We start from the raw sequence: 22,348 nt of genomic DNA, 5'->3' as shown, positions 1-22,348 counted from the left end.
ACATTTCCAGCGAACAAATCATTCGTGACCACCGCGCCGCCTCAAACCAACGTTTAAGATACATGCTGATCGGATACGCACGTGTCTCAAAAGCCGATGGCTCGCAGTCCCTGGACCTGCAGCACGACGACTTGCGCGCCGCCGGCGTCGACCAGGACAATATCTATGAGGATCGCGCTTCCGGCAGCCGCGACGATCGGCCCGGACTGGCCGCCTGCCTGAAATCCTTGCGCGACGGCGATGTGCTGGTGGTCTGGAAGCTCGACCGCCTCGGTCGGTCGCTTGCTCACCTGATCAACACTGTGAAGGATCTGTCGGATCGCAATATCGGTCTACGGGTGCTGACTGGGAAAGGCGCTCAGATCGACACAGCCACCGCATCCGGGCGTATGGTGTTCGGCATTTTCGCCACGCTAGCCGAATTCGAGCGGGATCTGATCCGAGAGCGCACTATAGCCGGCCTCGCCGCCGCACGGGCACGCGGCCGCAAAGGGGGCCGGAAATTCGCCCTGACCAAAGCACAGGTGCGTCTCGCCCAAGCCGCCATGGCGCAGCGCGACACTTCCGTTTCCGATCTGTGCAAGGAACTCGGGATCGAGCGCGTCACTCTATACCGGTATGTCGGCCCGGAGGGTGAGCTCAGGGATCATGGTAAGCGTGTCCTCGGCGTTGCTTGAGTTTGGTATAGAAATCGCTGCTGGATAACTGCAGAACAAAGCTCATCGCCAGCCCAACAGCGACGTTTCTTCGTCGCGCGTGTCATACAGTCAATGCCTCGGCCAGGCTGGATGATGGTCGTCTATCACGAAGGCGTGGATATGTCGGGTTGGTGCGTGGCGATGCGGATGACGATGTGGCTCTGGCCCCTCCCAGCCCTCATGCTCGTGCTGATGATGCTCGTCATGAACATGCAGGTGGTCGTGCTGATGCGGTTCGTGTGAATGGGCGATCTCCGCCGGATCGACGCTCGGCCAAAGCATCAACGCGAGGGTCGAGGCAATCAGGACCACTGCAACCATGGCCGCGAACGCCGTTGCGAGGCCGAACGTCGCGCCAAGCCAGCCCGCGGCCGGATAGGTTAGGAGCCAACAAGCATGTGATAACGCAAATTGCGCGGCAAACAGCGCCGGGCGGTCTTCGCTCTGCGAGGAGCGGCGCAGGAGGCGCCCACCTGGCGTCTGTACCAATGAGGAGCCGATGCCGAGGAGCAGCCATAGGCCGGCTGCGACGGCAAAGCCTGGCAACGTCGCCGCCGCTGCGAGACCGAGCGCCAGCAGGCCAGCGCCGCCGATCATTGCCGTGCGCTCCGGGACCCATGTCAGGACACGCGGCAGGAGGAGTGCCGCGAGCATCGATCCGCCGCCGGAAGCGGCCATCAGCCAGGCGACCGCGCTGTTGTCGCCGCCGAGAATGCTGCGGACATAGACGACGGTGTTGACGATCACCATCGAGCCCGCTGCGGCCACGGCAAGATTGAGCGCCAGCAACCCGCGCAGGCGCGGCGTCGCCAGATAGAGCCGCATCCCGTAGGTCGTCTTCGACCAGATGCCGCCGGTGCGCTCGACCGGCTTTGCCGCCGGCAACACCGTCGACAGCACCAGGCCGGCCGAGACGAAGAAGGTCACGGCGTCGCCGACAAACAGCGTGCTATAGCTGGTGATCGTGAGCAGCGCGGCAGCGAGCGTCGGAGAAAGCAGCGCCTCCAGGTCATAGGCAAGCCGCGAGAGCGAAAGCGCCTCGGTGTAGCGCTTCTCGTCAGTCAACACATCGGGGATCGTCGCCTGGAAGGTCGGCGTGAAGGCGGCCGAACACGACTGGAGTACGAAGATCAGCACGTAGATCTGCCAGATCGCGGTCACGAAGGGCAGGAACAAAACAATGCCGGCGCGCACGAGGTCGAGAGCGACAAGAAAGCTCCGGCGCGGCAGCCGGTGGGCGATCGCGCCGACCAGGGGTGCGATGCCGACATAGGCGACCATCTTGAGCGCCAGCGCCGTGCCAAGCACCGCGCCGGCATCCTTGCCGGCCAGATCATAAGCAAGCAGCGCGAGCGCAACCGTCGTCAGGCCCGTTCCGACAAGGGACAGAGCCTGCGCCGCAAAGAGGCGGCGATAGGTTCGATCAAGCAGCGGTTCTAAAAGGGCCGGCCGCATGTCGCCTCCATCAGTTTCGCGTCACCGGAGGCGAGGCCAACGGTATTGCTCTCATTCAACATCACCGTCCCTCCGCCGCCATCATAGTTTCGGAGGCCACCTTCGCATTATCTGCGCCCTCATTGGCGCGGGCCGGCAGGAGTCGCGCCGAGTTGAGGATGAAGACCAGCTCCGAGACGACATGGATCGCAGCGGCGAGCAACGGGTTGAGGAAGCCGAAGGCAGCGAGGACGATGCCGAGCGTGTCGACGCCGATCGTGCCGGCGAAGTTCTGCCAGATGATTCCGCGCGTCCGTCGCGCGACGGCAAGCGTTTCGACGAAGCGTTCAAGGTCGTTTCCGAGCAGCACCACGTCGGCGCTCTCCTGCGCCACGTCCGTGCCGGACCCCATGGCGACACCGACATTGGCCTGAGCCAGCGCCGGGGCGTCGTTGACGCCGTCGCCGACCATGGCGACGACACGCTTCTGCGCCACGAGGGCATCGATGCGTTTCAGCTTGTCCTCCGGCAGCAATTCCGCTTCGATCTCCCTGATGCCGAGAGCTCCGCCGACTGCGCTCGCCACGCGCTCGGCGTCACCCGTCAGCAGAATGGTCCGAATGCCCATGCGCTGCAGGGATGCGATAGCATTCCTCGCTTCCGGCCGGACTGTATCCGCAACGACGATGCTGCCGAGGAGAATGCCGTCACGGGCAACGAGGATCTCCGTTCCCGCGCCGCCGCTGGCATGGCTGGGTGTATTCGCCTCGCCGACGTTCCCGATGCCATTATCCGCCATCCAGGCACGGTTGCCGACGAGGATCACGGCATCATCAACCTTGGCGGTGATGCCGCGCCCCGGCGTGTAGCCGAAGCTGCCTGGCTCGGCGATCTCGCGGCCCTGCTGGCGGACGTAGGCAAGAATGGCCTTGCCGAGCGGATGCTCGGAGCGCAGCTCGGCCGTTGCCGCCGCATCGAGCAGCTCCTCTTCCGTTCTGCCGGCGACGGGCACCACCTGCTGTACTTCCGGGCGTCCGAAGGTCAGCGTGCCGGTCTTGTCGAGCACGACGGTGTCGACCTGGCCCAATGTCTCTAGATGCACACCGCCCTTTACGATCGCGCCAAGCCTGGCCGAGCGGCCGATACCGCCGAGGATCGCAAGCGGCGTACCGGCAGCGATGCCGCAGGCGCCGGCGACGATAATGACCGAGATCGTGGAATAGATGTCGCGTGTTAGAAGGAAGGTCAGCACAGCAGCGCCGAGCGCAAAATAGACGAGGTAGCCGGCCAGGCGGTCGGCGAGCCGCTGCACCGGAGCGCGCGACTTTTCCGCCCGCTCGACTGCCTCGATGATCTTGCCGTAGCTGGTGTCGCGGCCAATCCGCTCGGCTGAAACTTCGAGCGCGCCGGACTGATTGATGGAGCCGGCGAAGACATGCGTGCCCGCGACCTTCTCGACGGGCATCGATTCACCCGTGATGCGCGATTCATCGACGAAGGAGTGGCCCGACAGCACCGCGCCGTCGACCGGTATGCGACCGCCCGGCGCAACCAGGATCGCGTCGCCCACCGAGAGTTCCTCCGCCGAGACCGACCGGATCGCTCCAGCCCGGCGCACGGAGACTTCGCGCGGCAGGAATTCGAGCAGGTCGCGAATGGCCTTGCGGCCGCGGCCAACCGTCAGCCCCTCCAGCACCTCGGCGACGAGGACGAAGAGCGTGATGACGAGTGCGGTGAAGAACTCGCCGATCGCCGCAGCAGCGGCGATGGCGATCGTCATCGACAGCTCCATCGTCATGCGCCGCTCGACGATATTCTCGAATGCCTCCTTCAGGATCGGCCAGCCGCCGATCAGAAGGCCGGCGACGCCGATGACGCTGACAGCCTGGAATGGCTCCCAGATTTGGAACCAGACGGCCGCCGCCGCGACCGCGACAAGCGCGATCCGCACTGCTTCCGGCCATTCGAACGGGTGGTCGTGATCGTGGCCGTGCTCATGATCGTTGTGCTCATGATCATGATGGTGATGCGCATGAGGATGGGGCTCAGCCGCATGCCCATGAGGCTCATCGGCAAGCCTGCGGCGGTGGGTGGTGTCGTGAACGACCATGGCGCCAACTCCGGTTCTATTTGAGGTAGGCGCGCACGACATCGATCAGTTCGGCGGCGCCCTCATTGCGTTGTTTCTGGTCGAGATCGGCATCGGCCACATGATGCTGGATGTGGTCCTCCACCACCTCCGCCATCAGGCCGTTCACGGCACCGCGTACGCCCGCGATGAGCTGCAACACTGCGGCGCAGCCCTTTTCCTCTTCGAGCGCGCGTTCGACCGCCTCCATCTGGCCGCGAATACGGCGCACGCGATTGAGCAGCTTCTGTTTCTCACGGGTCGTATGCGACATGCGATCCTCCAGTTTCATTCCATATAGCATACCCCCCTATATCATAATGACAAGAACTGGCGAATGAGGCGGGCCGAGAATCGTCGCTTACGCGATGACGTTTCTCTTGATATGTTACCGTCGTTTCATTATGGATGAACCGTGACCGCTCCATCCTGGCTTCTTTTGACCTACAAGGTCCCACCCGAGCCGGCCGCCAAGCGCATCGCGTTATGGCGCCGGCTCAAGGGCATGGGCGCGGTCTATCTGCAGAACGGCGTGTGCCTCCTGCCGAAGACCGACGATCATGTCCGACGGCTCAAGATGCTGGAGAACGACGTGGCGGAGATGGGCGGTGAAGCCGTGATCCTGGAAACAGTCGCCCTCGACCGCGCCCAGGAAGACAAGGTGATCAACCGCTTCAAGGCCGATCGCGACGAGCAGTATCGTGAGTTCCTTGGCCGCTGCGGCGATTTCGAGGCCGAGATCGCCAAGGAGATCGCGATCAACAAGTTCACTTATGCCGAACTGGAGGAAGAGGACACAGACCTCAAGAAGCTTCAGGGATGGCACGAGAAGATCAGCAAGCTCGACTTTTACGGCGCGACATTGGCCGAAGAGGCCTCAGAGCGGCTGCGCGCCTGCGAGGCGCTGCTCGACAGCTATGCCCAGCGCGTCTTCGACGCCCAACACGAGAACCGCTGAAATGAGCGACCAGGCCGGGAAGCCCACAATCACCGTCGAGAAAACGTCTTCTGCCGAAACCCGTCGCGGTATTCCGGCAGGCATCTGGGCGCTAGGCTTCGTCTCCCTGCTGATGGACACCTCCTCGGAAATGATTCATGCGCTGCTACCCGTCTATATGGTGGCGGTGCTCGGCACGTCGGCGCTGGCTGTCGGCATCATCGAGGGGATTGCCGAAGCGACCGCCTCGATCACCAAGGTGTTTTCCGGGGCGCTTAGTGATTGGCTTGGCAAACGTAAGTTCCTTGCAGTTCTCGGTTATGGCCTTGCCGCCTTCACCAAACCGATCTTTCCTCTGGCTTCTTCGCTCGACTGGCTGATCGCTGCCCGCTTTATCGATCGGGTCGGAAAGGGCATTCGCGGCGCACCGCGTGACGCGCTCGTCGCCGATATCGCGCCGCCGGAGCTGCGCGGCGCGAGCTTCGGCCTGCGCCAGTCGCTCGATACGATCGGAGCTTTTGTAGGGCCGCTCCTCGCTATCGGTCTGATGTGGCTCACCGCGGATCACTTCCAAACGGTTTTCTGGATCGCTGTCATTCCGGCGTGTCTCTCCTTGGTGCTCATCATCGTCGCCGTCAAGGAGCCGGAGCGCCCGAAGGCATTGCGCAAGGTTCGGATGCCCTTGCGACGTGAGGAACTGCGCCGTTTGGATGCTGTTTACTGGTGGGTCGTGGTGATTGCCGCGGTCTTCACGCTGGCTCGATTCAGCGAAGCGTTTCTCGTCCTCCGCGCGCAATCGATAGGCCTGCCGCTTGCGCTGATACCGGTTGTGATGGTCGTCATGAGCCTCACCTATTCGCTCTCGGCCTATCCGATTGGCATCCTGTCTGATCGCATGGACAAGGTGATGATCCTGATCGTCGGACTGGTTCTGCTCGTTCTGGCAGATGTCGTGCTGGCGTTTGCGTCCAGCATTGTCGCGGTCGTAATTGGCGTCGTACTCTGGGGCCTTCACATGGGCTTCACCCAGGGCCTGCTTTCGACGCTCGTCGCCGAGACCGCGCCGTCGGAACTGCGCGGTACCGCCTTCGGCATGTTCAACCTGATCTGCGGTCTCGCGCTGCTCGCCGCCAGCATCATCGCGGGGATCTTGTGGGATGCCGCCGGACCCCAGGGGACATTTCTGGCGGGCGCGGGCTTCGCGACGCTGACCGTACTGGGTCTCCTTCCCATTCGACCAAGGCTCGTAAAGATCGCCGTGCCCGAAGCAAAACGGGATCGCTGACGCGCGTCAACGCAAGCGGTGCCAACAAAAAGAAGAGGATACAGCGTTGCAACTCTACGATCTCGATGCCGCCGCGACCCGCGCCGTCAACAGCCTTGCCGGAGCTAGCGCCTCGGTCGATTTCCTGATGATCTGGGTGTCCGCCATCGGTGTGCCGCTGCTCGTGCTGGCGGTCGCCGCGCAATGGTGGCGAGGATCGGATAGGCCGCACAACAGACACGTTCTCGTCGCGACGGGACTCTCTTTGCTGCTCGGCCTTGCTATCAATCAGCTTATCCTGCTGTTTGTTCATCGCATGCGACCCTATGACAGTGGCATCTCCCATCTGCTGATCAGTCCCAGCGCCGATCCGTCATTTCCCTCCGACCACGCGACCGCGACTTTCGCCATCGCGGCGGCGTTTTTGCTGCACGGGATGCGGCGCATGGGACGGTGGCTCTTCGCGGCGGCGGTTCTGGTGGCAGTCTCCCGCGTCTATATCGGGACGCACTATGTGAGCGACGTTCTCGGAGGAGCCGCGACAGGTATCGTCGCCGCCATATTGGTCCGCGCGCTCTACCGGGAGGGGACACGCCTCGATCGGTTCGTCACCTCCGTTCTTTAGAGGAGCGCGGGATGGTGGCGTCTTTCTTCTCCGCCGTCACCGCGTTCATCGCGGCGCATCCGCATTTGGCTTATGCGACGGTGCTTCTGTTGGCGCTGTCGGAATCCATACCCGTCATCGGAGTTTTTATTCCAGGCACTGCCGCAATCCTGGCAATCAGCGCACTGGTACCCAGCGGCATTGTAAAACTCTGGCCGCTGCTCGGCGCGGCCTCCGCCGGGGCAATCATCGGCGACGGCCTCTCGTTCTGGATCGGCCATCGCTATCACCGCGAGATCCTTGAACGATGGCCGCTCAACCGACACCCGGACCTCATCACGCGCAGCGAGGCATTTTTCGCAAAGCACGGCGACAAAAGCGTCTTTATCGCCCGCTTCACACCGGGCGTGCGAGCCTTCGTCCCCCTGATCGCCGGCATGTTAGGGCTCTCGGTGCGGCGGTTCTACGTTGCCAACATCCTGTCCGCGCTGGTGTGGGCGCCGTCGCATGTTCTGCCCGCTGTGTTCGTCGGCGCTGCTTTCAGCATGTTCGGCGCGGCCGCCAAATCCCTCGCTATTCTGGTTGTTCTCATCGTTGTCTTCATCTGGGTGCTACTCCGTCTCGCCCGGTTCGCCCTGCGCCACGGTCCGGCGCTTGCATCGGCTCTGTCGGGTTGGCTTCGGCAACGCACGGCCATGAACCACTCCCGTTGGGGTCGCTTCGCGCTCGATCTTCTCGATCCGTCGCGTCCCGACGCCCGAGGGCTTGCGTTTCTGGCTTTGCTGTTGGTCGGCTCCGCCTGGCTGTTCTTCGGCATTCTCGAAGATGTCGTCAGTGGCGACCCTCTCGTACGCGCCGATAACGCGATCTACCAGGCACTCCAGGATCTGCGAACCGTTCCGGGCGATTCCGTAATGCTGATAACCACCGAGCTTGGCGATACGGTGGTCGTGATGACGGTAACGATCGCAGTGTTTCTATGGCTTGCCTGGAGACGGGCATGGCGTCCAGCAGCCTACTGGCTGGCGGCAGTTGGCGGTGCATCCGTGCTCAACACGGTCATAAAAGTCACGCTCCATCGCGCCCGGCCGACCGAGTTGTTCTACACGGGCTGGAGCGCATTTTCCTTTCCCAGCGGCCATAGCACAGTCAATCTCGCCGTCTACGGCTTTCTCGCTTTCCTGATCGGACGTGAACTTCGTCCGATGTGGCGCCTTCCGGTCGCTTTGACCGCTCTATCCTTTGCACTGCTGATAGCGTTCTCGCGCGTCTATCTGGGCGCTCACTGGTTCTCGGACGCGGTCGGGGGGCTTGCCTTCGGTACGGCCTGGCTGGCAGTGCTCGGATTCTTCTACATGCGAAAGCCGGCAAAATCAGTCGGCGCGACGTCATTGATGGTGATCGCCGGCGCGGCACTCGCGCTAGCCGGGGGGTTGAACGTCTATCGACATCACTCTCTCGATGTCGAACGCTATGCCGTAAACCGAGCGACCCCCACGATGATGGCCAACGACTGGTGGACGTCAGGTTGGCAACGGCTGCCGCCCAGGCGGATCGATCTGACCGGCGAGATCGAAGAGCCCTTCACGATCCAGTGGGCGGGAGACCTTTCTGCAATTCGACAGGATTTGCTGAGCAAGGGATGGCGTCTGCCCGCGCCATGGGCGTCATCCAGGATACTGGGTTGGCTCTCCGCGAAGACAACTCCTGTCGAATTGCCGGTTACCCCTCATCTCGCCAGCGGAAGGCTGCCGAGCTTGACGCTCGTCCTGCAAAACGGAGCTGCACCGAACAACACTCGGTTCGTGCTCCGGCTTTGGGATGCAGATCTCAACCTCATGGGAGAAAAACTCGCACCGGTCTGGATCGGTTCGGTCGTGCAGGGACAGATCGAGCGGCCGCTGTCGCTATCCTCTGCTGTCTCAACCCAGGCCGATGCCAACACGCCGCGCGACATTCTGGCACAAATGCTTGGATCAGGGCGTATTGCGGTACGCCCCGACGCTGAAGCGAACACGAATTGGGACGGAGGGGTTCTGCTGCTGCGAACAGGATTTTAACGCCGAGGCGCTTAAGGGAGTGGCGGCCCCAAGCTAAGCCAAGAACCCACCATCGACCGCACATCCATTTCCCCATGACCATGGTCTACACGGGAACTCAGAGGTCAAGGAAAGCGTGTCCTCAGATTGGCCTAAGCTTTCGCTGGCATGCCCAGGTCAGTGCTCCGAAGCCGAGACAGACGTACAAGGACAACCATAGCCACCATTCAAGTACAGGCTGATAATCGGGCAAGGAACCTTCTTGCCATTCGATCAGTGCCAGATTGGGAGCCAAACCGCACACCGCCATAATCGTCGCGGCAATCACCACCCCGACGATTGTTGGTGCGCTCGCCCGCATGACGGCGCCATCGATGCTGCGAGCCTTCAAAGGTGTGCCGATCATTTTTGCAGCCAGGCGATGGCGGGGCGGGTCCATCGACGCCTCGCGCTCGCTCAAGGGAAAGCCAAATCGCGCAAAAACAATCTGGATAATCGGAACGACAACGACGGCGATCATTGAGGACGCCATCACGTCACTGATGTAGTGCGAAGTCGTGATGAAGCGCGTGCATGCCAGAATGGCTGCGCCAGCAAGCGCCAGGCTGCGGTAACGCGGAAAGATCAGGGCCAAAGCGACGCCCGCTGCCATCGCACAGGCGGTGTGTCCCGACGGGAATGAATTATATTCGTGCCCGAATCTGAAAAAAAAGAACTGAAAAATATCCTGATTGAACAACAATTCTGGCCGAGCGCGACCAAATACGACTTTGAGAATATCGACGACAATGCCGGTCGATGCCACGCTCGTTAAAACGAAAAGTGACCTGGAAGCATAAAGTGGATTCTTCCACATGAACCGGAACAGTATGAACAGAGCGGCAGCCGGGACGATGAACCAGTAGGCTTTGCCGAAGTCTGTCAAAAATCGCGCAATATGCACCAGTGTCGCGTCACGCTGACTTGCAAAGAACAACGCAACAGGACGATCAACCAGCTCCTCCAGCGCATGGAGCTGGACTACCGTTGCCAGAAGAGCTGATAAGGCTGCGCCGGCCAATACCCATTTTTCTAGAGTTCGGGAAAGTGCTTGTGCTGCCGCCTGCATTCGGACTGTCCTCGGCGATATTGGTGTTGAAGCTGGCAGACGATCACTCAAGGCCGGGCGGCTCCTCAAAGTCCTTCCTCGGCAATAGCAAGCTTCTCGCCTTTGCCGGGGGCTGCCATCTTTTGATCCTCATCAACGTCAGCGAGTTCCTCGCCCTCGTGCCGAACGCTCATGAAGATGACGATTGCAACAATTGCGGCGAGGAAGATCGCGCTGGTGATGATCGTGCCGAGGCCGAAACCGCCATACTGCGCGGGCTGGGACATCAGGTCGCCGAAGGAGGCGCCGAGAGGCCGGGTCAGGATATAGACCAGCCAGAAGCCGAGGATCGCGTCGAGGCCGAGGAAAAAATAGCCGATGCTGAGCGAGAGGATGATCATCCCGAACAGGACGCCGGTCGCCAGATAGCCCAGCGCGAATTTTTCGGCCACCAGATCGCCGGCGGCCGTCCCAAGCGCGAAGGTGAACAGGATGGCCAGCCAGTAGAAGGCCTCACGCCGCCCGGTGTAGATGGAGTGGATCGAAAGCGTCCCTTCGGCTCTGAACCAGAGCAGGAACGTCAGCGCCAGGGCGACCGAGAACGCAATCGTCGTATCCAGCAGCGGAACATGGAAATTGTCGACCAGATTGTCGGTGATCAACGTGCCAACGATGCTGATCAGCACCACGGACAGCCAGTAGGCGGCGGGAACATATTTCTTCTGCGCAAACTGCCAGACCAGGGCGAGCGCCAGAACTGCGGACATGATCAGTGACGTCGAGGTCAAGCCGAGGCCCATCTGTACGTTGAGATAATCGGCCGCCGTTTCCCCCATGGTGACGGCCATCAGTTTTATGAGCCAGAAGTCGGTTGTGACGCGGGGAACGCGATTGTAAACAGCAGCTTTGGTGGCCGGTGCAGACATTGTGGGTATCCTTGAAAGGGCGTCGAAGTTTCGGGCGGCGGTTTGCAGAGTGACGGTGTTTGTCGCCCGCCTACTGAGCAGGCTGTGCCGGATTGTTGAGAACCGCCATCAGGGCGGCGAGTGTTTTGTTGACCTTGTCCGCCGACGGGCTCGATTGACGAAGGGCCTTCAATGCAGCGTCAGAGGCCGCGTCGATGTTGTTCCAATCGTTCTGGTTCAGTGGACGGATCGCGGTCTCGGCCTGGTCCCATGCCGTTTCATAATCGGTGATGCGCTTGGCAGCGCCGGGGAGATCGCCCTTGGAAGCGAGGGTCTGGACGTCAGCAATGATGGCCTTGAACGACGACAGATCGCCGAGGCTCGCTGTTTTGGCTGGTGCAGTACTGGCGTAGAGCTCAAAGCCGGTGAAAGCCGCTACCGGAGCGGTAATGAGTGCGATGGCAAGAAAAATCTGTTTCATCAGTTAATTTCCCTGAATTGTGGCACTGCAAGGTATGCTTGGCTTCCGCATCGCTCCTCGAAGGTTGAATGGCACTCCTGCAGCGATAGCTCGATACGCCCACCGCTCTACTTGGCGCGCTCGGTCGGCCCACTGTGACTACGCAGGTTCAATTAGCTGAGAATTAGAACGGGTGTCGGCCTGGCGCCGGACATGGTCGACGGCTGCCAATCGCGTGCGAAAGCAGCGGCCGGCAATGACGCCGGCCGCTGCAATTTTCATTTCTGCGGAACCAGATGGGAGACAACCGCCTTACCGCCCTTGTCCGCATAGGTTAGCTGGACCTTTTCGCCGACACGGAGTTTGGTGTCTTCGATCCCTTCGGGCAGGGCGTAAGTCTTGCCGTCCGACAGCGTGATCGTATCGGCATTCTTGCTGATTGCGGTGATCGTGCCGGATGTCTGGGCAGCGAATGCGGCGCTGATCGGCGCCAGCACCAGCATCGCGGCCATGATCATTTGCGGTTTCATTTGCTTTATCCTTTCAAGGTCTCGGCCGCCGATCTCTATCCTTTCCCGCAATGGCGGCCTGGATTGCGAGAAAACAGGTTCTCACTCGCCTCTGAGCTTCTCCGTGACGTGTTTCCGGCTGCGCATTGCTTCACCTGTCGCGGCTACCAGAGCGGCGCCCGCCGCCGTGACGATGAGAGCAACGAGGTAGAGCCACGGCACCGAAAGCACCTCAGGTGGCGGGTCGAACACTCCGGTCAGCAGCTTGACGAGCACATAGGCAATCAGCGTGCCTGCCCCGAGACCCAGGACCATGCCGCTGCCGGTAACCAATGCCGCTTCGCTCCAGACGAAGGCGCCGAGCTGTCGTGGTCGGGCTCCCAGAGCCACGAGAACCGCGAAGGAGCGCTCGCGGTCGGCAAAGCCAAGGCCAAGGACCAGTCCGCCCGACGCAGCAAGCATGACAAGCGCGAAAACGAGTTCCAGCCGCGTTAGACCGGCGAGATCAATTGCGGTGAGGCTCGACCCTATCAGGGCTACGGTATCGCCGATCTGGCTGACCTTGACTCCGGGGAGGCCCGCAGTCGCATTTCGGGCGGACAAAGCGACGCGGGCGGGATCACCGTTCGATCGAATGAGAACAATCTCGTTTGCCGCGGAACCGGTTTGCCGGGCGATGTAAGCCGCGTTGGCGACCAAGAACGAATCCTTGGGGGCGGTCGGGAATTCGCGCACCACACCCACGATGTGAAAGGGCACGACATGATATTGGTGATCGGCCGCGTTTTGCAGGCGAAGGTTGATGCTGTCGCCGCGGCGGAGCTGATAGTCGTTCACGGTTTCCTGAGAGACCAGCACACCATCGGGCGTTTGCGCGAGGTCGGCGAGTGTCGCCCTCGCATCGCCATTGGCAAAATAAGCGTCGGACATGGCCGTGGCTGTCCCGATGCGTGCCGGATCGATGCCGTAGAGATCCTGAAGGTCGGTTCCGACATACGCGTATCGGTGTTGCATCGGCTGGGCCGCCGCGACGCCCGGTAGCCTGGAAAGGGTGTCGAGCGCCTGAGACGCAGGTGCGGCGGATGTGCCCGTGACGGTGACGTCGGCGCCGTTGGTGAGTTCAGCGTCGACCCGCGCCTGGGCCTCATAGGTTGCGTTGAAAATCGCGGTAGACGATGCAAAGGCGAAAGCAAGCGCAGCCAGGCCGATGCCAGCAGTCAATCGGCGGCCTTGGCGCCCAAATGTTGCCGCCACAACATCCGCCAGACGCCCGGCGACAGGTCGCAAGCCCTTGGCAATCAGCGGTCGGCCTTGCCGCAGCCCGGCCCCGACGAGCCGCATGGCCAACAGTGCCAGACCGGTCCATAGCATCATAGGCGCAAGGAAGGCGGTGTAGTCGACGGCCGCGGCCGTCACACCCTCCGGCGCGAGAACGACCTGATATCCGCTCGCTGCCGAACGCCAGTAGAACGCCGCAGCGAGCGCAAGCAGCACAAGGTCCAGATAACCGCGAGCCCACAAGGGTGTCCAATGCTCGCCGATCGGTCGCCGGCCCGCCGCAATGGTAGAGCTGCGAGCGTCTCGCCAAGCGGGAAGCAGGATCGCGACGAGCGACAGCGCGAGCCCAGCCACAGTACTGAGCAAAGGAACCGCCGTGCTGCGCAAGAGTGCCGCCCCGAGAACGAAATGCGCGGCGAGAGCACCGAGGAGAATACCAAGGATCGCACCGCCGACCCCCGCGACGATCGCTTCAGCCGCGGCCAGACGAAGGACGGCATCGACTGTTGCTCCCCGCAAACGCAGCAACGCCTGCTCGCGACGGCGTTTGTCCCGCCCAGCTCCTGCAACGGCAAGCGTCAGCAGAATGGCCAGGATCGTTCCTGGGGCGCCGAGGAACAGAAAAACCAGTCGGGCGTAGAGGGCATCCTCGCGCACCGCTCCCAGTCGAGCCGCCAGATTGTTGGCAAGCAGCGCGGTTCCAGCAACGCGTGCCTCGAAATTGTGACCTTGCTCAGTCGCCCAGATGCTCGCAGCGACCGGATCGGCGGATAGACCGCGGTGATCGAGCTTGACGTGGAACTCAGTCTTGACGGTATCGGGCCGGCTTGCGCCCTGCTGTGCGAATACTTGCTGCCACTGGGACATCGGCAACAACAGGACGTTGTCGGGCGGGGCTTGTGGTGCAACGCCGGGGGCGACGCCGATCGCCTGAAACATCGCGTCAGCGTTGGGCAAATCGACGATGCCGGCAATCGTCACTTTGAAGTCGGGCGCCTGGAAGCGGTGGATGACAACCTGATCCCCAACCGTGACATGCAGGTTGGCGGCAGTCTGCTGTGCTATCAGGACGCCATCGACCGACCCGACCAGCCGTCGAACTTGCCCCGGGAACTGGTCGAAATAGTCCGGTCCAATGCCAAGCACCGTGCCGCCACCCGTGGTCTGCACCGTGCCTCCAATGTTCGCCTCAAAGCCAGGAACATCGGCATAGTTGATTGGTTGCAGGCCGGTCACCGGCGCAGCGGAGCGGATCGCAGCCTCGACCGCACCATGATCTGCCCCCGGCAGCGACTGGACCTGCCAATCGACGGGCACCTGGGCGATCGACCGCGCCGTCATCTCAGCCGCGCTGGATTGCAAGAACGCACCCAGGCACGCAATAAAGGCGACTGTCAGCGCCACACCGCCGATGGTGCCGCCCAGGCGGCCGGGACGGGTTCGGATAAGTCCGATCAACCAGCGCCCGTACATGCGAACCTCTCAATCATGCTCTCGATTCTGCCGTGACGCATCCGCCAGTCTTGGTTCATCTTTGCCGCCACACGCTCATCATGCGTGGCGATGACGATGGCGCTTCCGGTCTGCCGCCCCCAGGCGAGGAGCCGGTCTACCAGCACCGCAGCGCCGGCTTGATCGAGTTGGCCCGTCGGCTCATCGGCAACAATCAATTCCGGATCCGTCACTATGGCTCGAGCTACGGCGATCCGTTCAGCCTGGCCGCCGGAAAGCTGCTCGGGAAGCTTCTGAGCCAGGGAATCGACCCCGAAGGTGGCAAGCGCTGTCAGAGCACGAGCGTTGGCTTCGGAACCGTTACCGAGAAGGATCGGCAGCTCGACGTTTTCGAGCGCGGTGAGTGCAGGAATCAAATTCGCCGATTGGAAGACGACGCCGATCCGCTCGGGGCGCAACGTGTCGGGCGAACCAGACCCGGGCCGTTCCAGCTGCCCCGAGCTTGGCATGTCCAATCCCGCGATCAGATTCAGAAGCGTCGTCTTTCCGCACCCCGAAGGTCCCATGATGGCGATGGTTTCGCCGGCGCTAATCCTGAAAGAGCAGCCTTGAACGGCCGCCACGACGCCTCGCTCGCGCTGGAAGCTGCGCCAAAGGTCGGCGGCTAAAAGCAAGGTTTTAGCCATGCACGATGCCTCCATCACGGATGTCGATAATGCGATCGGCCCGTGCTGCGAGTGCGGGGCTGTGCGTGACGATCAGGAGGGCGGCACCGCCGCGGCAAGTTTCGATGAGACGGTCGATGACGAGTTGCTCCGTCGCTGCATCGACCTCGGCGGTCGGCTCATCGCAGAGCAGGATCGATGGTTTTGCCGCGAGCGCCACGGCCAGGCCGGCACGCGCCGCCTCGCCGCCTGAAAGGTGAGCGGGCAAGACACTTGCCAGGCCATCAAGGCCCAGGTTGTCGAGAAGGAGATCGATCTCATCCGATCGGCCCTGGCCGGAGATCTCCATCTGCAGACGGATGTTGTCTCGTACCGTCAGGTGATCGAAAAGATTTCCGGACTGCATGAGCATTCCGAAATGGCGGGCCCTAAGCCGAGCCCGCACCGGCTCGGGGCGTCGGGTCATGCGCTCTCCCAGAACCGACACCACGCCACCGTCCGGCTCATCAATCCCGGCAAGGCAGGCAAGCAGCGTCGATTTCCCGCTGCCGGAGGGGCCCCTCAATGCGGTGAATTCCTTCGCATTGAGGGTGAGGGCAACGCCACGTAAGGCGACGACTTCGTCGTCGCCGGCATGAAAGAAGCGGTAAAGTTCGGTCGCCTCGAGTGCGGGCATAAACTCACCTCCAATGCAACGAATTGGAGATCAGCTGCCATTGGTCGACGTTGTCCGCGCCGGCCGGAGCGGCAAGATCAAGGGTCAGCGTCCTGCCATCCTTGAACAGTATGAAGCGCTCGTGTTCGAGGCGGATCTGCTTGTTCGTGACCGGATTTGGCGCGGAGTTCGACAGATAGCTGATGCGGACGGCCGGCCCGGCTGCGAGCTTTACATTCTTGACCGCAGTGATTTTGACTGCATGTCCGGCTGCCTTGAGGTCCGGGATTTCGTTGGCCTTGGCTGAGGAAGCCGTTGGAGCAGCGCTCGCAGTGCCAACGGTGGCATCCAGCTCATCATATTTATCGAAGAACCGAACGCCATGGTCGATCGAAGTCCGTGACCATCCCTCTGGCACCTTCAGATCAAATCCGTCGGGGGAGGTGTAGGTGATGAAGACCTGATTATCAGGAATGTCACCCGGCGGGTTCGTCTCAGGCGCAACGAGCTTTTCCTGTGCCAGAGCGGGAGGAAACGCTCCGGGTGACATCAACAACAGCACGGCCAATGCGGCGGATATTCGATAGCGGACAGGCATGATTAATGCTCCTCTGCGGGACGGGAGAGGGCATGTGACGCCAGCAGAATTAGGAGGGTCTTAGATTACCCAATGGAGTGCAGCTGGCCCGCACCAAAATCTGTGCAGGTGGCCGCGTTTCAGATACTTTGAAGCATGCGTGTTCTTGTGATCGAAGATGATGTCATGCTCGGTCGGGCCCTCGTGCAAGCCCTGGACGATGCCGGCATGTCGGTAGACTGGGTACGTGACGGGCAGCTCGGGGACGAGGCCGTCGCCCTTGGCGGTCACGGTTTGGTGTTGCTCGACCTAGGCTTGCCCGGCCGTTCGGGCCTGGAAATCCTGCGCTCGCTTCGGACGGCCGGCGACAAGAGGCCGATCCTGGTGATCACCGCCCGTGACGAGCTCGACGATCGCGTCGTGGGGCTCGACCTCGGGGCCGACGACTATTTGGTGAAGCCGTTCGAGGTCAAAGAACTGCTCGCGCGCATGCGCGCGGTTCTGCGCCGGCACGGCGGCCAGGCGGTTTCGGTCCTTGTCACGAGCGAGATCGAGCTCGATCTATCAAGTCATGAGGTAAAATATCGCGGGTGCAGCGAAATGTTGCCGGCGCGAGAATTCGCGCTGCTCCAGGCGTTGCTGGAGCGCCCCGGCACAATCCTATCCCGCAGCCAGCTTGAGGAAAAACTCTATGGCTGGGGCGAAGAGGTGGAAAGCAACGCAATCGACGTCCTCATCCACTATGTCCGACGCAAGTTCGACAAGGACATCATACGTAACATCCGGGGGGCCGGCTGGATGGTCCCCAAGTGAAAGGCGCGATTTCGATCCGACGTACGGCTTTCATATGGCTTGCCGGGTTAATGGCGGCCATCGGCGTCTGCGCGGCCATAACATCATTCTTCCTCGTCAGGAACGAAGCATCCGACTTCCTCGACAATCAGCTGCGGCAGATCGCGCTTTATGTCGGGGACGCGCCTTCCGTGCCAGCCGGACGGGTTGGCGATGTGCCGCATGACCCCGAGGACGACTTCGTCATCCAGGTCTGGAATGTGGCCGGCAAGCCGTTGCGACTTTCGCACCCAGCCGTTGATATTCCCCGCCAATCAGCGACCGGGTTTGCCGACATTTCGACCGGCAATGACAATTGGCACGTCTACACACTGGCAGTGCCGGACCGAACTGTTCAGATTTCCCAGGATACGAGGGTCCGACAGGAACTGGCGACCAATGCGGCGCTCCAGGCGGCGCTTCCGATCATCGTTCTGATTCCAATGTCATTGCTGACACTGAGCTGGATCATCGATCGGATTATGGCGCGGCTCAATCGCCTGGCCGTCACGGTCGGTTCCCGAGACGCCGGGGCGGACGACCCCGTTCCGATCGACGACGTGCCCGCCGAAGTCGTTCCCTTTGTGAGCTCAATCAACCTGATGCTCGCGCGGCTTCGCGCACTGCTGGAGCGTCAGCGGCGGTTTATCTCAGATGCAGCCCATGAATTGCGCACACCGCTTTCGGCGCTGCAAATTCAAATCGACAACCTTCGGCACCATGACCGGGACGGTCGGTTTTCGCAGCGTTTGACTGAGCTCGAAGCTGGAATCGGCAGGGCCACCAGCCTTGTGAACAAGCTCTTGCGCCTGGCGCGCTACGACGCCCAAGAGCCTGCGCCCGCTACGCAGTCGATCGACCTCGTCCAACTTGCATTTGACATCGTTGCGCGTCTGACCCCACTCGCGGAGAGCCGCCAGATTGACTTGGGCATCACGCGCCAGGACAAGGCGACTGTGGTCGGTTCGCTTAGCGATTTCGAGATCATCCTCGGCAATCTGATGGAAAACGCTGTACGGTACACACCATTGGGCGGAACCGTCGACGTCGCGGTGGCCGTCTGCGGGCAAGAGGCGCGCGTAGACGTCCGCGATACCGGCCCAGGCATTGATGAAGAAGAGATGCCACGAGTCTTTGAGCGGTTCTTCAGGGCGAGCCCTCAAGACAGCGAGGGAAGTGGCCTGGGGCTGGCGATCGCAAAGGCGGCAGCCGAAAGGCAAGGAGTGGGACTCACGCTCGCCATGCGAGAGGACGGGCCTGGCCTTGTCGCAAGTCTCGTTGTACGAGCGGCCTTACTGAGAGCTTAAGCTTTTGTTCCCGCTTAACGACGTCGAGGGGTGAAGCTCGGCCGAAAGGTGTAGCTGCCCGACTGAGCGAGGGCGTTGCACGGGTGAGCCTATCGTGGCTGACCTTGAGCGAGCTGACAATCCTTTCTGCTGGGCGGACTTCGCCTCAACACGCTGCTCAGCGGGCTCTTGCTTAGCGTAGGATTTCGCCCCCTTCCGCAAACGACCCCATCTTTCGGATTCCGGCGCGCCGGACCCCACCGATGCGGGCGACACAAGGCGCTTGCTGAGATTGGCGCTCGTCATGCTGCGAACTGGTTCATCGTGTTGTGGGCGCCGCCGGCCTTGAGTGCCGCTTCACCGGCAAAATACTCCTTGTGATCGTCGCCGAGATCGGAGCCGGCCATGTTCTGGTGCTTCACGCAAGCAATGCCTTGGCGGATTTCCCTGCGCTGGACGTTGGCCACGTAACCCAGCATCCCCTGTTCGCCGAAATATTCCTTGGCGAGATTGTCGGTTGACAATGCTGCGGTGTGATAGGTCGGCAAGGTGATGAGATGATGGAAGATGCCAGCCCGCGCGGCTGCGTCGCGCTGGAACGTACGGATTCTTTCGTCCGCCTCGAGAGCGAGCTCCGAGCTGTCGTACTCGGCGCTCATGAGCTTTGCCCGATTGTAGCTGGTGACATCCTTGTCCTCAGCCAGCCATGCGTCGAAGACCTGCTGGCGGAAGTTCAGTGTCCAGTTGAAGGATGGCGAGTTGTTGTAGACCAGCTTTGCGTTGGGGACGATCTCGCGAATGCGATCGACCATGCCTGCGATCTGCTCGATATGAGGCTTTTCGGTTTCGATCCAAAGCAGATCCGCGCCGTTCTGCAGGGCGTTGATGCAGTCCAGAACACACCTGTCCTCGCCTGTGCCTGGCCGGAACTGGAAAAGGTTTGAACGAAGTCGCTTCGGCCGCAGAACCTTCGAGTCCCGCGTAATGAAGACATCCCCGTTTTCGATTTTCCCGGGCGAAACTTCTTCGCAATCGAGGAAGGAGTTGTAGAGGTCTCCGATATCGCCTGCCTCGGCGCTGAAGGCTATCTGCTTGGTGAGGCCAGCGCCCAGAGAGTCGGTGCGCGCAACAATGATGCCATTGTCGACGCCGAGCTCGAGGAAGGCGTATCGGCATGCCCTGATCTTGGCCACGAAGTCCTCGTGCGGGACCGTGACCTTCCCGTCCTGGTGACCGCATTGCTTCTCGTCTGAGACCTGGTTCTCGATCTGGAGCGCGCATGCACCGGCTTCGATCATCTTCTTGGCAAGGAGATAGGTTGCCTCGGCGTTGCCGAAGCCCGCGTCGATGTCAGCGATGATCGGAACGACGTGAGTCTGATAATTGTCTATCGAAGCCAGAATCTGGCGTTGCAGCGGAGCGTCACCTGCCTCTCTTGCCGTGTCCAGTTCGCGGAAGATCATGCCGAGCTCGCGAGCGTCAGCCTGCCGCAAGAAGGTGTAAAGCTCCTCGATGAGCGCCGGCACGCTGGTCTTTTCGTGCATGGACTGGTCCGGCAACGGACCGAATTCAGAGCGCAGGGCTGCGACCATCCAGCCCGAGAGATAGAGATAGCGGCGCTCGGTCGAGCCGAAATGCTTCTTTATGGAAATGACCTTTTGCTGCCCGATGAACCCATGCCAGCAGCCAAGGGACTGGGTATACTTGCCCGGATCCTGATCGTAGGCGGCCATGTCCTTGCGCATGATGTCGGCCGTATACCTGGCAATGTCGAGGCCCGTGCGGAAGCGGTTCTGCAAGCGCATGCGCGCGACGGCTTCATCCGAAATGCCCTGCCAGTTCTTGTTGCCACTGATTTCGGTGGCTGCTTGCTCGATGGCGCTGACGTAGGTCATTGCTGGAATCCCGGACGGTTTGATTTAGTCGGACAGTTGATCCCTCCTCTACATCGCCATGGCAACCGGACCGATGCCCAAACTTGTCAGCCTGTAATACTTTACAAAGATTTGGTGTAAGGATGTAAACTAATGTAAGGTCGGTGGCATTCGGTTCGGCTGGCGAAGCCACTATGCCCTAGCAATTGCTGGATGCAAAACTTTACAGAGCCAACATGTAATGTTGTAAATGCGCGATGGAGAAAAGCGGCGTTTATCTCGGACCGCGATTGCGGCGCCTTCGCAAGGATCTGGGCCTTACCCAAGCGGGGATGGCTTCGGATATCGGAATCTCGTCGTCCTACATCGCGCTGATGGAGAGAAATCAGCGGCCGGTGACGGCCGAGGTGCTGATCCGCCTGGCCAAGGCCTATGCAATCGACCTGTCGGCGCTCACGGAAGACGCCGGGCCTGGTTTGATGAATAGACTGAAAGCCGCGATGAAGGATTCGATATTCGCTGATATCGAGATCTCGCCGGTTGAGCTGAGCGATGTTCTCAGCAATTTTCCAGGCTTCACCGAGGCGATGCTTCGGCTTTACACCGCCTACAAGAGCGAGCAGTTCGCTTTGGCGGACCAGCAACAGGCGGCTGCTGGCTCAGGCGGAGCCGATGCTGCCGGTGATCCGGTGACTGCGGTTCGGGTTTTCCTGGCGGCGCGTCGGAATTGCTTTCCCCATCTCGATGCCGCAGCCGAAAGCATGGCAGCTGACGTCAATCACGTGGGTGGTTTGCAGGCGTTCTTCAAACAGCGGCACGGATTGAACGTCCGACGTTTGCCGCAAGATGTGATGATGGGCTCGGTTCGCAGACTTGATCGGCACCGGAGGGAGATCTTGATCGACGACGGCTTGGACCTCGCCAGCCAGAACTTCCAGCTCGCCCAACAGCTTGCCTATCTGGAAGTGGACGAGGAAATCCACAAGCTCGTCGGCTCAGGTCACCTCTCGTCTGACAACGCGAACCAGCTCGCGCACCGCGCCCTGGCCGGATATTTCGCCGCAGCACTGCTTATGCCTTACGCACAGTTCGCCAAGGCCGCCGAGGCCAAACGTTATGACGTGGAGGCCATTTCCCGTCAGTTCAATACAAGTTTCGAGCAGACTGCCCACCGGCTGACGACGCTGCAAAAGCCCGGTCAGGAATGCGTGCCCTTCTTCTTCATTCGCGTCGACACTGCAGGAAACGTTTCGAAGAGACTGGACAGCGCGAACTTTCCATTCGCACGGCACGGGGGTGGCTGCCCGTTGTGGAGCCTTCATCAGGTCTTCACTTCGCCACGAACCGTGGTGACCCAATGGTTGGAACTGCCGGACGGGCAGAGATTTTTCTCGATCGCGCGCACGGTGAGCTCGGGAGGCGGCACCTATTCCTCCGCTCGGGTCACCCGGGCGGTAGCCTTGGTCTGCGAGGCGCATCATGCCGAGAGGATGGTCTATTGCGATCACGCCGGTACCCCGGCCTATACCCCGATCGGCATATCTTGCAGGCTCTGTCACAGGCCGACCTGCATGTCGCGTTCGGAGCCGCCGATTGGCCGCAGCATTTTGGCGGATGGCTACAGACGCACCGAAGCCCCGTTCGGCTTCTCGGACTAATGCTTCA

The 22,348-nt window shown here is 61.3% G+C and carries 20 protein-coding genes; 8 read left to right on the top strand and 12 right to left on the bottom strand.

All coding sequences use genetic code 11. The annotated features are described in order from the left end of the window. Window positions 1-62: 62 nt before the first annotated feature. Window positions 63-677, top strand: a complete 615-nt coding sequence (locus QU595_RS26275; RefSeq protein WP_315927639.1) for a recombinase family protein — start codon at window positions 63-65, stop codon at window positions 675-677. Between the two features lie 90 nt (window positions 678-767). On the opposite strand, the gene QU595_RS26270 is transcribed toward QU595_RS26275, so the two are convergent. The 3 genes from QU595_RS26270 to QU595_RS26260 all read right to left on the bottom strand — a co-directional run bounded on the left by QU595_RS26270 (window position 768) and on the right by QU595_RS26260 (window position 4,534). Then, window positions 768-2,153 carry an MFS transporter gene (locus QU595_RS26270; protein ID WP_315927544.1) on the bottom strand — a complete coding sequence of 462 codons (1,386 nt, stop codon included), beginning with the start codon at window positions 2,151-2,153 and terminating at the stop codon, window positions 768-770. A 61-nt stretch (window positions 2,154-2,214) separates the two neighbouring features. Continuing rightward, window positions 2,215-4,242, bottom strand: coding sequence for a cation-translocating P-type ATPase (locus QU595_RS26265; RefSeq protein ID WP_315927542.1), 2,028 nt, complete (start codon window positions 4,240-4,242; stop codon window positions 2,215-2,217). Window positions 4,243-4,258: 16 nt separating this feature from the next. Beyond that, complete coding sequence (locus QU595_RS26260; RefSeq protein WP_112590812.1) at window positions 4,259-4,534, bottom strand: metal/formaldehyde-sensitive transcriptional repressor; 276 nt, start codon at window positions 4,532-4,534, stop codon at window positions 4,259-4,261. Window positions 4,535-4,675: 141 nt separating this feature from the next. Between QU595_RS26260 and QU595_RS26255 the strand changes: the two genes are divergently transcribed. From QU595_RS26255 to QU595_RS26240, 4 genes are read left to right on the top strand one after another with little or no spacing between them, the layout of a single operon-like run. Further along, complete coding sequence (locus tag QU595_RS26255; protein WP_315927540.1) at window positions 4,676-5,218, top strand: Chromate resistance protein ChrB; 543 nt, start codon at window positions 4,676-4,678, stop codon at window positions 5,216-5,218. 1 nt (window position 5,219) lies between these two features. Further along, on the top strand, window positions 5,220-6,482 hold the full coding sequence (locus tag QU595_RS26250) for an MFS transporter (protein ID WP_315927538.1): 1,263 nt from the start codon (window positions 5,220-5,222) through the stop codon (window positions 6,480-6,482). A 46-nt stretch (window positions 6,483-6,528) separates the two neighbouring features. Next, window positions 6,529-7,086, top strand: coding sequence for a phosphatase PAP2 family protein (locus tag QU595_RS26245; RefSeq protein ID WP_315927536.1), 558 nt, complete (start codon window positions 6,529-6,531; stop codon window positions 7,084-7,086). Window positions 7,087-7,097: 11 nt separating this feature from the next. Continuing rightward, complete coding sequence (locus tag QU595_RS26240) at window positions 7,098-9,125, top strand: bifunctional DedA family/phosphatase PAP2 family protein (RefSeq protein WP_315927534.1); 2,028 nt, start codon at window positions 7,098-7,100, stop codon at window positions 9,123-9,125. A 121-nt stretch (window positions 9,126-9,246) separates the two neighbouring features. Here the strand turns inward: QU595_RS26240 and QU595_RS26235 are convergent, their stop codons facing one another. The 8 genes from QU595_RS26235 to QU595_RS26200 form a co-directional block, all read right to left on the bottom strand. Further along, entirely contained in the window at window positions 9,247-10,212 is a 966-nt protein-coding gene (locus tag QU595_RS26235) for a phosphatase PAP2 family protein (protein WP_315927532.1), read from the bottom strand. Window positions 10,213-10,277: 65 nt separating this feature from the next. Then, complete coding sequence (locus QU595_RS26230) at window positions 10,278-11,117, bottom strand: hypothetical protein (protein WP_315927530.1); 840 nt, start codon at window positions 11,115-11,117, stop codon at window positions 10,278-10,280. Window positions 11,118-11,187: 70 nt separating this feature from the next. Then, entirely contained in the window at window positions 11,188-11,577 is a 390-nt protein-coding gene (locus QU595_RS26225; protein WP_112590822.1) for a hypothetical protein, read from the bottom strand. Window positions 11,578-11,834: 257 nt separating this feature from the next. Beyond that, window positions 11,835-12,086 (bottom strand): DUF1344 domain-containing protein, encoded by a 252-nt coding sequence (locus QU595_RS26220; RefSeq protein WP_094574532.1) that lies wholly within the window; start codon window positions 12,084-12,086, stop codon window positions 11,835-11,837. An 81-nt stretch (window positions 12,087-12,167) separates the two neighbouring features. Then, window positions 12,168-14,816, bottom strand: coding sequence for an ABC transporter permease (locus QU595_RS26215; RefSeq protein WP_315927526.1), 2,649 nt, complete (start codon window positions 14,814-14,816; stop codon window positions 12,168-12,170). Then, a complete protein-coding gene (locus tag QU595_RS26210; RefSeq protein WP_315927524.1) occupies window positions 14,798-15,481 on the bottom strand; it encodes an ABC transporter ATP-binding protein in 684 nt (227 codons plus the stop codon). The genes QU595_RS26215 and QU595_RS26210 overlap by 19 nt, the downstream gene beginning before the upstream one ends. Further along, window positions 15,474-16,136, bottom strand: a complete 663-nt coding sequence (locus QU595_RS26205; protein ID WP_112590827.1) for an ABC transporter ATP-binding protein — start codon at window positions 16,134-16,136, stop codon at window positions 15,474-15,476. Before QU595_RS26205 ends, QU595_RS26210 begins: the two co-directional genes overlap by 8 nt. A gap of 4 nt (window positions 16,137-16,140) precedes the next feature. Continuing rightward, a complete protein-coding gene (locus QU595_RS26200) occupies window positions 16,141-16,713 on the bottom strand; it encodes a hypothetical protein (protein ID WP_315927520.1) in 573 nt (190 codons plus the stop codon). A 135-nt stretch (window positions 16,714-16,848) separates the two neighbouring features. Between QU595_RS26200 and QU595_RS26195 the strand changes: the two genes are divergently transcribed. Together QU595_RS26195 and QU595_RS26190 are read left to right on the top strand one after the other, a co-directional pair. Next, the gene (locus QU595_RS26195; protein WP_094574542.1) at window positions 16,849-17,505 is read left to right on the top strand and encodes a response regulator transcription factor; all 657 of its coding nucleotides are present in this window, start codon (window positions 16,849-16,851) and stop codon (window positions 17,503-17,505) included. Beyond that, window positions 17,502-18,830 (top strand): ATP-binding protein, encoded by a 1,329-nt coding sequence (locus tag QU595_RS26190; RefSeq protein WP_315927516.1) that lies wholly within the window; start codon window positions 17,502-17,504, stop codon window positions 18,828-18,830. Before QU595_RS26195 ends, QU595_RS26190 begins: the two co-directional genes overlap by 4 nt. A gap of 281 nt (window positions 18,831-19,111) precedes the next feature. Here QU595_RS26190 and QU595_RS26185 read toward each other — a convergent pair whose 3' ends face one another. Next, window positions 19,112-20,704, bottom strand: coding sequence for an isocitrate lyase (locus tag QU595_RS26185; protein WP_315927515.1), 1,593 nt, complete (start codon window positions 20,702-20,704; stop codon window positions 19,112-19,114). A 236-nt stretch (window positions 20,705-20,940) separates the two neighbouring features. Here QU595_RS26185 and QU595_RS26180 point away from each other — a divergent pair, with 236 nt between their 5' ends. Continuing rightward, the gene (locus QU595_RS26180) at window positions 20,941-22,341 is read left to right on the top strand and encodes a short-chain fatty acyl-CoA regulator family protein (protein ID WP_315927513.1); all 1,401 of its coding nucleotides are present in this window, start codon (window positions 20,941-20,943) and stop codon (window positions 22,339-22,341) included. Window positions 22,342-22,348 lie beyond the last annotated feature (7 nt).

Source organism: Mesorhizobium sp. SP-1A, from assembly GCF_032460275.1.
GTDB lineage: Bacteria > Pseudomonadota > Alphaproteobacteria > Rhizobiales > Rhizobiaceae > Mesorhizobium.
Note: the sequence above shows the minus strand (reverse complement) of the source record. Positions and strands in the feature narration are given on the sequence as shown.

What these genes read in the sequence shown, in the direction of transcription:
- QU595_RS26230 (WP_315927530.1), bottom strand. Translation starts at nt 11,117, where the DNA reads ATGTCTGCACCGGCCACCAAAGCTGCTGTTTACAATCGCGTTCCCCGC.
- QU595_RS26235 (WP_315927532.1), bottom strand. Translation starts at nt 10,212, where the DNA reads ATGCAGGCGGCAGCACAAGCACTTTCCCGAACTCTAGAAAAATGGGTA.
- QU595_RS26180 (WP_315927513.1), top strand. Translation starts at nt 20,941, where the DNA reads ATGGAGAAAAGCGGCGTTTATCTCGGACCGCGATTGCGGCGCCTTCGC.
- QU595_RS26185 (WP_315927515.1), bottom strand. Translation starts at nt 20,704, where the DNA reads ATGACCTACGTCAGCGCCATCGAGCAAGCAGCCACCGAAATCAGTGGC.
- QU595_RS26200 (WP_315927520.1), bottom strand. Translation starts at nt 16,713, where the DNA reads ATGCCTGTCCGCTATCGAATATCCGCCGCATTGGCCGTGCTGTTGTTG.
- QU595_RS26195 (WP_094574542.1), top strand. Translation starts at nt 16,849, where the DNA reads ATGCGTGTTCTTGTGATCGAAGATGATGTCATGCTCGGTCGGGCCCTC.
- QU595_RS26205 (WP_112590827.1), bottom strand. Translation starts at nt 16,136, where the DNA reads ATGCCCGCACTCGAGGCGACCGAACTTTACCGCTTCTTTCATGCCGGC.
- QU595_RS26215 (WP_315927526.1), bottom strand. Translation starts at nt 14,816, where the DNA reads ATGTACGGGCGCTGGTTGATCGGACTTATCCGAACCCGTCCCGGCCGC.
- QU595_RS26240 (WP_315927534.1), top strand. Translation starts at nt 7,098, where the DNA reads ATGGTGGCGTCTTTCTTCTCCGCCGTCACCGCGTTCATCGCGGCGCAT.
- QU595_RS26270 (WP_315927544.1), bottom strand. Translation starts at nt 2,153, where the DNA reads ATGCGGCCGGCCCTTTTAGAACCGCTGCTTGATCGAACCTATCGCCGC.
- QU595_RS26275 (WP_315927639.1), top strand. Translation starts at nt 63, where the DNA reads ATGCTGATCGGATACGCACGTGTCTCAAAAGCCGATGGCTCGCAGTCC.
- QU595_RS26225 (WP_112590822.1), bottom strand. Translation starts at nt 11,577, where the DNA reads ATGAAACAGATTTTTCTTGCCATCGCACTCATTACCGCTCCGGTAGCG.
- QU595_RS26250 (WP_315927538.1), top strand. Translation starts at nt 5,220, where the DNA reads ATGAGCGACCAGGCCGGGAAGCCCACAATCACCGTCGAGAAAACGTCT.
- QU595_RS26265 (WP_315927542.1), bottom strand. Translation starts at nt 4,242, where the DNA reads ATGGTCGTTCACGACACCACCCACCGCCGCAGGCTTGCCGATGAGCCT.
- QU595_RS26210 (WP_315927524.1), bottom strand. Translation starts at nt 15,481, where the DNA reads ATGGCTAAAACCTTGCTTTTAGCCGCCGACCTTTGGCGCAGCTTCCAG.
- QU595_RS26260 (WP_112590812.1), bottom strand. Translation starts at nt 4,534, where the DNA reads ATGTCGCATACGACCCGTGAGAAACAGAAGCTGCTCAATCGCGTGCGC.
- QU595_RS26220 (WP_094574532.1), bottom strand. Translation starts at nt 12,086, where the DNA reads ATGAAACCGCAAATGATCATGGCCGCGATGCTGGTGCTGGCGCCGATC.